At 64.3% G+C, this 12,071-nt stretch carries 7 protein-coding genes; 1 reads left to right on the top strand and 6 read right to left on the bottom strand.

Annotation, left to right across the window (positions count from 1 at the left end):
- Positions 1 to 107: 107 nt before the first annotated feature.
- Both NKH43_RS27500 and NKH43_RS27495 read right to left on the bottom strand, forming a co-directional pair.
- Positions 108 to 1,424 carry an NAD(P)H-dependent oxidoreductase gene (locus NKH43_RS27500; protein ID WP_352791931.1) on the bottom strand — a complete coding sequence of 439 codons (1,317 nt, stop codon included), beginning with the start codon at positions 1,422 to 1,424 and terminating at the stop codon, positions 108 to 110.
- Between the two features lie 99 nt (positions 1,425 to 1,523).
- The gene (locus NKH43_RS27495) at positions 1,524 to 5,369 is read right to left on the bottom strand and encodes a caspase family protein (protein WP_352860785.1); all 3,846 of its coding nucleotides are present in this window, start codon (positions 5,367 to 5,369) and stop codon (positions 1,524 to 1,526) included.
- Positions 5,370 to 5,591: 222 nt separating this feature from the next.
- Here NKH43_RS27495 and NKH43_RS27490 point away from each other — a divergent pair, with 222 nt between their 5' ends.
- The gene (locus NKH43_RS27490) at positions 5,592 to 6,473 is read left to right on the top strand and encodes a YihY/virulence factor BrkB family protein (RefSeq protein ID WP_352493821.1); all 882 of its coding nucleotides are present in this window, start codon (positions 5,592 to 5,594) and stop codon (positions 6,471 to 6,473) included.
- A gap of 114 nt (positions 6,474 to 6,587) precedes the next feature.
- On the opposite strand, the gene NKH43_RS27485 is transcribed toward NKH43_RS27490, so the two are convergent.
- The 4 genes from NKH43_RS27485 to NKH43_RS27470 form a co-directional block, all read right to left on the bottom strand.
- Positions 6,588 to 7,349 carry a glutamine amidotransferase gene (locus NKH43_RS27485; RefSeq protein ID WP_352860784.1) on the bottom strand — a complete coding sequence of 254 codons (762 nt, stop codon included), beginning with the start codon at positions 7,347 to 7,349 and terminating at the stop codon, positions 6,588 to 6,590.
- A gap of 87 nt (positions 7,350 to 7,436) precedes the next feature.
- Positions 7,437 to 8,438: a rhamnose ABC transporter substrate-binding protein gene (locus NKH43_RS27480; RefSeq protein ID WP_352547863.1), complete on the bottom strand. Its 1,002-nt coding sequence runs from the start codon at positions 8,436 to 8,438 to the stop codon at positions 7,437 to 7,439.
- Between the two features lie 46 nt (positions 8,439 to 8,484).
- Positions 8,485 to 9,474: an ABC transporter permease gene (locus NKH43_RS27475; RefSeq protein WP_023719426.1), complete on the bottom strand. Its 990-nt coding sequence runs from the start codon at positions 9,472 to 9,474 to the stop codon at positions 8,485 to 8,487.
- Positions 9,471 to 12,029, bottom strand: a complete 2,559-nt coding sequence (locus NKH43_RS27470) for an ATP-binding cassette domain-containing protein (protein WP_502906517.1) — start codon at positions 12,027 to 12,029, stop codon at positions 9,471 to 9,473. Before NKH43_RS27470 ends, NKH43_RS27475 begins: the two co-directional genes overlap by 4 nt.
- Between the last annotated feature and the right edge of the window lie 42 nt (positions 12,030 to 12,071).

Raw genomic sequence — 12,071 nt, 5'->3', positions numbered from 1 at the left:
GGGTCGGTCTCCCGTCCGCCACCGCACCTGCTTTCATAGCAGAGTCGGCAAGGAATAAGTTACAAGGGGGGCGCTGTCCCGCCGACGTCAAAGTTTCTGCACCGCACCTAACCCGCCCCATACAGCATCTCGTCCTGCAGCCGGCGCAAGGCGAATAGCCTGGTCGTCGGGTCGGGCGCGGCATTGTCGGCGGTGAGCAATTCGCCTTTCCTCACCGGTTTCAGCACCTTGCCGCCTTCGAGCAGGCCGACGGGCACGGCGTGGTGGGCGCGAGCCTCCTCGACGGTCATGGTCCAGGAGCGGTAGCAGGTCTCGCCGATCGCGTCGAACGTCTCGCCTGCCGCCAGATCGCGCTTGGCCACGGCGCAGACCTCGGCCACCGGCCTCGGCAGCGGCACCATGTCGGGCTTGCCGTAAAGCGCGATACGGGCGGCCGTCAGCGGCACTTCCAGCGAGGTCAGATGGTAGGGCCTGAAGAAGCTGTAATAGGGGCCGTGGCCGATATGCAGATCGTCCATGCGCTCGATGATCCGCGGATGAGTCGCCTCGACGATGACGAAGACACCGGGCGCCACGCCCTTGCCGACGGTATAGTCGACAACGCCCTTCTTCGACAGGATGCCGCCCTGCTCGCGCGGGATCAGCACCTTGACCAGCTCGTCACGGTCGGCCTTGGGGCCGTGCATGCCGGGAACGTCGGGTACCAGCCCAGTGGCGTTGGCGATGGCGCACATCTCGACCATGGTTTTCGAGCCGTCGACGAACTCGACCAGCATGCGCGGATTCATGTTGCGGCGCAGCGCTTCCGCGCGGTAGTCGTCGGGAACGGCGTCGTGGTTGAGAGGGTTGTTCTTGCCCTTGCCGGCGGAGACGATGGTGTAGCCGAGCGCCGAGGCGAACTCGATCAGCTCCATGCAGCTCGACGGCTCGTCGCCGGCGCCGACCGAATAGACGACGCCGAGCCGGTCGGCCTGCTGCTTGAGGTAGCAGCCAATAGTGACGTCGGCCTCGACATTCATCATCACCAGATGCTTGCCGTGCTGCATCGCCATCAGGTCGAAATCGGCGGCGACGCCGGGCTTGCCGGTGGCATCGATGACAACATCGATGAGCGGATTGGTGACCAGCATCTCGTTCGAGGTGATTGCGATCTTGCCGCTCTCGATCGCCTGGCTGACCTTCGAAGCGCTGTCCGCTTCGGCTGCCATTGCCTCGTCGCCATAGGCGATGCGGATGGCGTCACGCGCTGTATGCGGCCGGCGGGTCGAAATCGCGCAAACCGAAATGCCCGGCATCAGCATGCCTTGTGTCACCAGATCGGTGCCCATCTCGCCCGAACCGATGACACCGATGCGCACCGGGCGGCCTTCCGCCGCGCGCTTGGCAAGATCCCGGGCAAGCCCAGTCAAGGCGACATTGGTCATGCTGGAAACGTCCACTGCTTTTTTGATTTGAAGCGGGAATAGCAGGGAACGGCAACCCTTTGCCAATCGAAACCGGTCGCGGCCACCTTTTCCTGTGCGCTATTGCAATTCGGCCAGCAACGCTTGTGCCTCGGCAAGGTTCTTTGCGGAGCCGGCGGCAAGGTCGTCCATCTTGCCATCCCGAAAGATGACGAGCGCATGCTGGCAGGCGGCTATCGCTTCCTCGGCCATTGCCTTCTGCTTGCGAGCAGCACCCAGATCGGTAAGCACGTCGCACAGGCTGTCCTCGGTGAACGCAATGCCCGGCACCGAACCGATCTTCTTCTGCACGGCGATGGCCTCGCGCAGGATCGGCACCGCCTCCTCGATTTTGGCGACGTCGTTTTCGGCGCGGCCGGCGAGCGTCAGCTGATAGCCGATCTCGTTTTGCAGGCTCGCCCAGCGCTCGGGGTCGCGGTCGCGGTCGACCTGGTCTGCCAACGCCCGATTGACGGCGACCGCCTCGTGGAACAAAGCCGGCGAAGGCTCTTTCGCGCCGATCATGCCAAGCACATTGGCCAGGCTTGCCTGCGTGCTGGCCCAACGTTCGGGGGCGCGGTCGCGCGTGCGCACGCTCTGGATCGAACGATAGATGCCGGCCGAACGCTTCAGCAGGGCAACGTCGTCGCGCCAGTAGCCCAGCGTCGAAAGCGCGCTGGCCAGATTGGTCTGGTTGCGCAGCCATTCGTCGGCATCCCTGTCGCGGCTTATCACTGTCAGTGCCGCCTCATAGGCCTGGACAGACTTGGCCATGGCGTCCGGGTCGGAACTGGCGTTTGCCTGCATCATGCGGACATTGCCGAGGTCGCCTTCGACCGAAGCCCAGAGCGAGCGGTCGGGCAGCGTGGCATAGACGGCCAGTGCCTTTTCATGCGCGGCCGCCGCCTTCTGGTAGAGCGACGGGTCATTGGCGCTGCCGGCAAGGTAGTAATAGGCGCTGCCGAGTTCGTTCTGCAGCTGGGCGTGATCTTCCGGCACCGTGGCGAGGTCGTAGAAGGGCAGCGCCGCTTCAAGCGCCGTCGCCGACTGGTTGAACGCTTCGCCGTCCTGCGTGCGGTCGCCCAGAACCAGGAGCACATGGCCGAGACCCCATTGCGTTGCCGCCCAAGCGTCGGGGTCGCTGTCACGGCTCTGCATTTCGAGCGCCGCGCGATAGGCCACCGCCGAGCGCTGGAGCGCCTCGTCCGAACCGCCATCGGCCTTGCCGAGCATGGAAAGTGCTGCGCCCAGCCGGTACTGCGTCGTCGCCCAGTCCTTCGGGGCGCTCTCCTTGGTTCGCACGGTGAGCGCTGCATCATAGGCGGCGACCGCTTCTTCAAGGACCGCTTTGTCGCGAGCACGGTCGCCCCAGGTCGACAGCGAGTTGCCGAGACTGTGCTCTATTGAGGCGAATTCGAGCGGCGCGGCGGCGACGGTATAGACCTGCGAGGCCTCGCGATAGGCGGACGCCGACTTCCGGAGATAGTCGATGCCGGTGTCCCGATCGCCAAGCGTCGCATAGACCGAGCCCAGATTCTGGTTCAACGAAGCCCAGTCGAGCGGCAGCTTTTCGCGCGGATATTCAGAAAGTGCGGCCTCATAGGCAGCGACCGCCTTGAGCAGCGCGTCATTGCCGGCCTGCCTGGCGCCGAGACGCTGCAAGGCATTGCCAAGCGTCAACTGGCCGTTTGCCCAGCTGGCCGGCGCATGGTCGCGCGTCCACACCGTCAGTGCGGCCTCTGCCGCGTCCCGAGCACGCTGAAGCGTAGCAATGTCGCCATTGATCTGGCCGATCGATTCCAGCGCCGAACTCAAATTGTTCTGGATCGTCGCCCATTGCGCCGGCGCGCGCTCGCGCGTCATTTCCTCCGTCGCCGCCTGATAGGCGGCAACGGCCTGCTCAAGCGTCGGTACGTCTTGTTCACGCTCCCCGAGGCGGAACAAGGCCGCGCCGAGATTGACCTGGCTCAACGCCCAGTCGAGCGGCCCGCGCTCCCTGCGGTATTCGGTCAGCGCGGCGCGATGCGCTTCGATGGCGGCGCGAAAGCTGTCGCTGGTGGCTTGGCGCTCACCCAGTTCGGAGAGCACGATGCCGAGATTATTCTCAGTCGCCGCCCATTCGAGCGGCAGCTTTTTCGACACTTGCACCTCGAGCGCCGCGCGGAACGAGGCAACGGCATTGTCGAGCAACGTCGTGCCGTTCTCGCGCTGGCCGAGCCGCCAATAGACGGTGCCGAGATTGCCTAGCGTCGAGGCCCAGTCGTCCGGATTGGCGTCGCGCGTGTAGACGCTCAGCGCCTGATCGAAGGCGGCTGCCGCTTTGTCGAGGTCTTCGCGGCCGGCCTCGCGCTCGCCCAGCGTCGACAGTGTGGTGGCGAGATTGTTTTGCGTGGCCGCCCATTGCCGCGGGCTGTTTTCGCGCGACACATAGGTCAGCGCCTTTTCATAGGCAGCGACCGCCTGCACCAGAAAGGCGTTGTCGCCCGAGAAAGAACCATGCGCGGAGAGCGCCTGGGCCTCGGCTGCCTTGTAGAACCAGGCTTCATGGTCGTCCCATTTCTCGACCTGCTCATAGGCCTTGGCATAGTCCTGGGCTGCCGCCTGATAGCTGAAGGAGATTTCGTAGGTTTTGGCGCTGTCGCCGAAAACCTCGGCAAACTCGAAACGACGCGCCTTGAGGTCGGCTTCAGCCTGGTCGACGGTCTTCGACAGTTCGCCAACGCGGGCCTTGGCCTGTTCATGGATTTTCTGCGCTGCTTCCAGCGCGCCTTCCTGCACCGCTTGTTCGGCCAGTTTTGAAAGCCGGACGATTTCCGGATCCTGGCTCTTCAGCGTCGCCTGCTCGGCCAGTACCTGTTTCAGCCGCTCGGTCTGGCCGCGCAGCAATGTGTCGAGTTCGGCTGCATCCCTGGGTGTCTCGGTGCCCAGCGTCTTCAGCATGGCGTAGAGCGCGTCCATCGGTACGCCGCCGTCGCGGGCGATCGTCTCGATCTGGCGGCGTTGCGGGTCGGGCAGCGTCGAGATCGTCAGCAGCAGCCGGCGGCGCTCTGTGAGGATCTCGCCCTCCTCGCCTTTCGGCACCTCGGCGGGCGTGCCGAAATAGAGCAGCCGGCGCAGGCTCTCATTGACCCAGGGCCGCTGCCGGCCGCCGGTCTTGAGATAGACCTCCTCGCCGACCATGCGCAGCACAGTGCCGAATTCCTCGCCGCCCATCGTGTCGATGTGACGCAATATGGCTGCCGCGTAGGGGCTGTTGCCGTCGGCGGGACCGTCGAGCGCCACCTTGCCGGGCTCGGCGGCAAAGCCGATGACTTGGCCCAAGCTGTCGTTGCCAGAACCGCTGTCGTCGGCCGAACCCTTGGCCGGCGCGCTGTCGTTCAGCGCCACGACGCTGCGCGTTTCGCCGAGGCCGCCGGCGCCGATCGGCTTGCCCGCTTCACCCGGCTTGAGTTTCAAAAGCGTGCCCGGCGGAAACGGGTCGTTGCGGCAGGCATCGAGCAGCACGATGGTGACCGGCACCTTGGCCTTCAGTTCGGCCACGATCGACGACAGCGGGACCAGCTTCTCGCCGGCATCCTCGAGCGCCGCAATGTCGGCATCGACGGGCACCAGGAAATTCTCGCCACCGGCTTCGATGCCGTGGCCGGAATAGTAGATAATGGCGACGTCGGCACCCTCGGCATCGTCGACGAAGCCTTCGAGGTCGCGCCGCAATTTGCGTGCGTCGCGATTGGTCGCGACATCGGTTTCGAAGCCGAGCCTGTCGAACATCTCCTCGATGGCGCGGGCGTCGTTTTCCGCATTGGGCAGCTTGCCGACATGCTCATAGTCGGACTGCCCGATGACGAGCGCGACGCCTTTTAGCGCCTTCGGCTCCTCGCCCCGAGCAGGAACCAGCGCGCACAAAAGCAGCGCGGCAAACGCCACGCCTATGCGCCCTGTTGCACCTGGAAACAACATCGCCCACCCCAACCCAGCGTGCAATCTTCCACAGCGCCATGGCATCATGATGGCCGGCGCTTGGCAAGTGTTCGGGCAAGAGGTGTTCTTGTCGTGGCCTGTCGTGCCGCTCCGTTGCGATCTTCGCGCCCCTCCCTCGCCCAGCGCTGCGCCGCCGCTACTTGTTTGTTGACAGCATGCGAGGCCCACATGTGGAATTTGGCAGCAGAGAGCTGGAGGCTCCTCAAGCAGAGCGTCCTCGGCTTCATCGATGACAATGCGCTGAGCCATGGGGCGGCGATAGCTTTTTATGCCACGACCTCGCTTGCGCCGATCCTGCTGATCGTCGTCGCTATCGCCGGCATGGCCTTCGGGCACGAGGCGGCACAACTCGCCCTTTCGGCACAGATCGCCGGCCTGATGGGACCGCAAAGTGCCGAGCTGCTGCAGGCGACGATCGAAAACGCTTCGCAGAAGGAAGCGGGAACCCTTGCCAGCATTCTGGGGCTGGTCACGCTGTTCGTCGCCGCATCCGGCGTGTTCGGCGAAATGCAGCTGGCGCTGAACGAAATCTGGAAAGTCAAACCGAGGGCAGCAACGATCTCACGGCTGGTGCGGGCACGCATTGCAAGCCTGGGCCTGGTCGCCGCTCTCGGTTTCCTGCTCCTGGTGTCCTTGGTTGTAAGCGCCGCGATTTCGGCGCTCGGAGACGTCATCAATGCCTATCTGCCGTTCGGCACCATCATCCTGAGCGCGGTCAACGGGATTGTCTCGTTTGCCCTGATCGCGCTGCTGTTTGCCGCGATCTACAAGGTGCTGCCCGACCGCAGTCTGCAATGGCGCGATGTCGGCCTTGGCGCCGTCGTCACCGGGTTTCTGTTCACCATCGGCAAGTCGCTGATTGGCTGGTATATCGGAACCAGCGCTTTCGCATCGTCGTACGGCGCGGCCGGCGCCCTGCTCGTCGTGCTGTTGTGGGTCTACTATTCGGCCGAGATATTTCTGCTGGGCGCCGAATTCACGCGAGCCTATTCGGTTCGGCACGGCAGCCGGTCCGATTTGAAGAACAAGGTGGAATCGCATGACAAATGAGTTCACGCCGAAATTCGACTTGGCCGGCAAGGTGGTGCCTGTCACCGGCGCCTCGCGCGGCATCGGCCGCGCCGGCAGGCGAACTGCATCGGTCAAACCTGGTGTCCAGCTTTCTCATTCATTGCCGGCGAGCCAACGGACCATGTTCGCCATCAGTTTTCCGTAGAACGGCCATCCGAGGAAATTCTGCGAGAGCCAATGCGGGCCGATATCTGTTGCCCAGGCAATCGTGCGGCCGCGGCCATGGCTACCGACGGCAAGGAGCGGCCAGTCGGTGCCGCGGTGGTGGCAGGTCGCCAGAAGCCGGGACGAACCGTCGTGCCTGAATTCCAGCTTGTTCATGCCGAGGATCGGCGGCAACGGCCCCTCCACCCCGGAAAAAATCGGGTGGGATGACTGCAGGATGGAGGTCTGCAGGCCTTGCGGGACCTCCATGCCGTCGCTGTAGGGGAGGCAACGGACCGGCAGCACGTCCTCGACCGGGGTGTCGTGGAAACGCGCCGTCCCGAACATGCCCTGAAAACCCATATAGCCGCCGGCCAGCATCAGCCCGCCCCCACGTTCGACATAGGCCTTGAGCACATCGAGGCGGTTGACGCCGACACGCCCGGCGCGGGCATCCGGCGTCACCAGCAATGTCAGGGCGCCGACGTCGGAGATCACCACCGCCCGATATTGGGCGAGCGCATCGAGGTCATAGGGAAACTCCGCGCCGCAACGCTCGCCGCCGATCTGCGTGACCGCGATGCGCTCATCGGCCAGCGCGGCATTGAAGGCCGTCGCGCCATTTGTCGAGGTCGCACTTGTAAGCACATCGCTACCGATGGCGACCGACGTCGTCGCCGCAAAGGTTTCGCCTGCAAGCAATATCTTCATTGCCGCCCCCGCACTGTTTTGATTCGAGAGGTTCAGGAAGGGCGCCGGATGGACCGGCGCCCCCGCCAGAGTTCGAGCTCTTAAGGATCAGAACTTGAACTCGGCCAGATTTTCAGGGGTCACGATCTTGGCCGGACCAAGGATCAGTTCGCCGCTGGCGCCAATCGTGTATTCGCCGAGCCTGCCTGCCGTGAACTTCTCACCCTCCTTTCCGGTGATCTTGCACTGCGCAAGCGCCTGGGCCGTCTGGTAGGTAAGATAGCCAAGATCGGTGACGTTCCACCAGATATCCTGGGCCGCCCCGTCCTTGATGTATTTCGAGATCAGAGTAGCCGGCGCGAGGCCGGTCAGCTTGACCTTGCCGATCATGCCCGCCTCCTCGAGCGCACGCGCGGCCGCCGGAAGGCCGATGCCTGCCGGGACGATGATCACCTTGAGATCGGGAAACGCCTGGACCAGCGCCAGCGCCTGCTGCTGGTTGATTTGTTCACTTTCTTCGCCATAGGCCACCTGCACCAGCTTCATTTTGGAGAACTTCGGCTCGGCGGCCATCTTCGCCTTCATGAAGTCGATCCAGGCGTTCTGGTTGGTCGCCGTCGGCGTCGACGACAGGATCGCGAATTCGCCTTCACCGCCGCTGAGGGCGAATGCACTTTCCAGCATCATTTCTGCGAGGCTGTCGCCCTTGACCTGATTGACAAATGCCGCGCGAGCATCGGCGGCCACATCGGAGTCATAGGAAATCACCCTGACGCCCTGCTGAACGGCGCGCTTCAGCGCCGGCGCGACGGCATTGGCGTCGTTGCCGGCAATTGCGATGACCCCGACCTTCTGCGACACGAGGCTGTTGATGAATTCGATTTGCGCCTCGGCGGTCGCCTGCGATGGGGCGACCTGGGTAGCGGTGCCGCCAATTTCCTTGGCTGCCTCTTGTGCACCTCCAAAAGCCACTTTGAAGTAGGGGTCTGTGTCGAGCTTGGGCAGGAAACCGACCGTTACGGGTTCCTTGGCGCATTCCTGGCTGAAGGCCAGCGAGGTTGGCGCGAGCAGAACCGCGGATGCGAGCAGGGCTAATCTAAACGCTTTCATTGTGACTCCTCCGTCAAAATTCGGGCTTAAAGGAAGGGGCCCGAGATCACCCCTTTGTCTCGCGCATTGCGCGGGATCTGCTGAGCAGTTCCTGTGTGGAGCGCCAGTAATTGCCGACCAGCAGCGAGCCGATCAGAAGCAGGCCAATGATCATGCCCTGCGCGTCGCCGCCGATCTGGTTCAGCGCCAGCACGTTACGGATGATGGCGATCAGGACCAACGCCAGCATGACGCCGGTCAGGCGGCCCTTGCCGCCAAAGACGCTGACGCCGCCGAGCAGCACGATGGTGATGACGTCGAGCTCCATGCCGAGCGCATTGTTGGCGCGGGCATTGGACAGGCGCGCGGTATAGACGATGCCGGCTATCGCCGCGACGACGCCCGAGACGACGAACAGGTTCAGCACCATCCGGCGCGTGTTTATGCCGGAATAGCGCGCCACCTCGGGGCTGCCGCCGAGCGCGTAGATGCGCTTGCCGGTCGGCGTCTTCTGCAGCACGACCGCAAACACCGGCGCCAGCGCCAGGAAGGGGACGATGGTCCACGGTATCTCGGTGCCCGGCAGATTGTTGATGCCGAAATCCACGACCGCGGGCGGCAGGATGTTGACCGAACCGGTGCCGAGCAGGATGTAGCCAATACCTCGATAGAGCGCCATCGTGCCGAGCGTCACCACCAGCGACTGCAGTCCAAGGCCCGAGACCAGGTAGCCGTTGAAAGCGCCGAGCAGGCCGCCGGCGACGAGCGTCAGCGGGATTGCGGCAAGCGTCGGCACGCCGGCCTGGACCAGCAAGCCAAAGACGACGGACGTCAGCGCCAGCACCGAGGCGATCGACAGGTCGATTTCGCGGGTGATGATGAGCAGCGTCATCGGCAGGATCAGCAATGCCTTTTCCGAGGCGCTGGCGGCCAGTTGCGAGAGATTGAAGCCGGAAACGAAATTCGGCACGAAGATCGCCGCGTAGAGGAAGATGGCCACGCAGGAGGTCGCCAGCAGCAGATCCCAGAAGTCGATCGAGCGGAGGAACTTTCTCACCGCGCCCTCGCCTGTCTTGCCTGCTCGGCACGCCGCACGATGAACGTGTCGATGCCGATGGCGACCAGGATCACCAGGCCGTAGACGCCCTGCAGCCATAGCGGGTCGACGCGCACCAGCGTCAGCCCGTTCTTGATGACGAGCAGCGTGAGCGCGCCGAGGATGATGCCGAGCAGCGTGCCCGAACCACCGCGGATGGCGACGCCGCCGACCACCGCCGACGCGATCACGGTGAGTTCGAAACCGAGCGCGACGCGGGCATCGATGGTCGCATAGCGGGATGCCCACAGCGCACCGCACAGGCCGCCGAGCAGGCCGGCCATGCCAAAGGCCAGCAGAATCCGCCGGTCGACGGGGATGCCGATAAGACGTGCGCCGTCGGGATTGGAGCCGGCGGCAAACAGTTCGCGCCCGATGGCGGTGCGATAGAGCAGCACATAACCCAGGCACAGGATGACGATCGCGATAATGACGATCAGCGGCACGCCGGCGATCTTCAGGCCGGTCATGTCGAGCCAGGCTTGCGTGACTTCGTCGGCGCTGATCTGGTCGCCGGCTGCCCAGATCGGGTTGAAGCCGCGGAAGATCGACATCGAGGCCAGCGTGACGACGATCGCCGGGATCTTTCCCCTGGTAACGACAAGGCCGTTGATCAGGCCAGCGACACCACCGACCACGCATGCGCTCATCAGGCCGATGCCGATGTCGAGCCCTGGATAGGCCTGGACCATGCTCGCCGCCATGTAAGCCGACAAGCCGATCACCGCGGCGATCGAAAGGTCGATGTTGCGGGTGATCAGCACCAGCATCTGAGCGAGCGCTGCAACCACGAGCAGGGCGGCATCCATCGACACTGCGGTCAAGTTTGCCGCGCTCACCATGCGCGGGTTGATGATGGTGACCGGGATAGCGACCGCCAGCATCGCGGCGAGCAGGCCGAACTCCCGCCGCTTCAGTATGTCGAGCGGTCCTTTTCTCTTCTCCTCGCTGGCAGGCTGTGCTGCCGGGTCGGCGCTTTCACCGGCCTTCGTCGCTGCTTCCAGCACCTTTTCCTGGGTGGCTTCGCCCCTGGTAAATTCGGCCGTCCGATGGCCTTCGCGCAGCACGATGATGCGGTCGCACATGCCGATGAGCTCGGGCATTTCGGAGGAGATCAGGATGATGGCCAAGCCCTGCGCGGCAAGGTCGGCGATCATCGCATGCACTTCCGCCTTGGTGCCGACATCGATGCCTTGCGTCGGCTCGTCGAGGATGAGGACGCGCGGCTCGGTGCGCAGCCATTTGGCCAACACCACCTTCTGCTGGTTGCCGCCGGACAGTTCCTTCACCGGCTGCGCGTAGCCGGAAAAGCGAAGCTTCATGCGCTTCAGCCAGTCCGAAACCAGATCGATCGCGCGGTCCGTGCCGTAGAAGCCGGAGCGGGCTGCCTTGTCGAGGACGGGCAGCACGGCGTTGTCGAGGATGGAAAAATCCATCACCAGGCTCTGGCCCATGCGGTCTTCCGAAACATAGGCGATGCGCGCATCCATGGCGTCGCGTGCCGATGCGAAGCGCACAGCCTCGCCGTCGATCAGGATTTCGCCGGCATCGGGCTGGTCGATGCCGAACAACACGCGCGCGATCTCGGTCCGCCCGCTGCCGACCAGGCCGCCGAGCCCGAGCACCTCTCCGGCGTGGAGCTTGAGGTCGATGTTGGAAAAGCCGCCGGCGTGCGACAGCCCCCTCGCCTCCAGCACCAGCGCGCCGGTGGCGTGGTTTCGTTGCGGATAGAGGTCGGTCACCTCGCGGCCGACCATCATGCCGATGGCGGCGGCGCGGCCAAGCTCGGCCTTCGGCTTGACGCCGATGAGACGCCCGTCGCGCAGCACCGCAATGCGGTCGGCGATGCGGAAGATCTCGTCCATGCGGTGGCCGACGAACATCATCGCCACGCCATGCAGCCGCAGGTCGGCGACGACGGTGAACAGCCGCTCGACCTCGCGCTGCGACAGGGCGGCCGTCGGCTCGTCCATGATCAGCACCCGCGCGTCGAGCGACAGGGCGCGGGCGATCTCGACCAGTTGCTGTTCGGAGGTGCGCAACGTTCCGAGCCGGGTTTCGGCCGGCACGTCGAGGCCGACTGTCGCCAGCACCTTACGCGCGCCGGCAAGCATGGCGGCGTTGTCGATGCCGCCGAAGCGATCGCGCGGCATATGGCCGAGATAGATGTTTTCCGCCACCGAAAGATCCGGGAACAGACCGGGATGCTGGTGCATGACCGAGATGCCGGCAGCCTGGGCGTCGTGCGGCGAATGGAAGACCACAGGCTTGCCATCGACTTCGACATGGCCGCCGGTCGGGAGATACACGCCGGCCAGCAGCTTTACGCAAGTGCTCTTGCCGGCGCCGTTTTCGCCAAGCAGAGCCAGCACCTCGCCTGGGCGCAATTCGAAGGACGCGTCCTTGAGGGCAATGGTGCCGCCGAAGGCCTTTGTCGCCTGAACCAGGGCAACGGGGACCGCCACGTCGCTCTTCACCATGGCATCGGCTTCGCCTAATGCGCCCAAGTGCAGCACCCTTCCTCCCTGGTCCTGTTTCTTCAATTTGCTATATTAAAT

It is taken from the genome of Mesorhizobium sp. M1163, assembly GCF_040318415.1.
GTDB lineage: Bacteria > Pseudomonadota > Alphaproteobacteria > Rhizobiales > Rhizobiaceae > Mesorhizobium.
The sequence above is the reverse complement of the archived record's forward strand: the minus strand, read 5'-3'. Positions and strand labels throughout refer to the sequence as shown.

Excerpts from the sequence above, each read along its gene's own strand:
- NKH43_RS27500 (WP_352791931.1), bottom strand. The coding sequence starts at position 1,424 with ATGACCAATGTCGCCTTGACTGGGCTTGCCCGGGATCTTGCCAAGCGC.
- NKH43_RS27490 (WP_352493821.1), top strand. The coding sequence starts at position 5,592 with ATGTGGAATTTGGCAGCAGAGAGCTGGAGGCTCCTCAAGCAGAGCGTC.
- NKH43_RS27485 (WP_352860784.1), bottom strand. The coding sequence starts at position 7,349 with ATGAAGATATTGCTTGCAGGCGAAACCTTTGCGGCGACGACGTCGGTC.
- NKH43_RS27480 (WP_352547863.1), bottom strand. The coding sequence starts at position 8,438 with ATGAAAGCGTTTAGATTAGCCCTGCTCGCATCCGCGGTTCTGCTCGCG.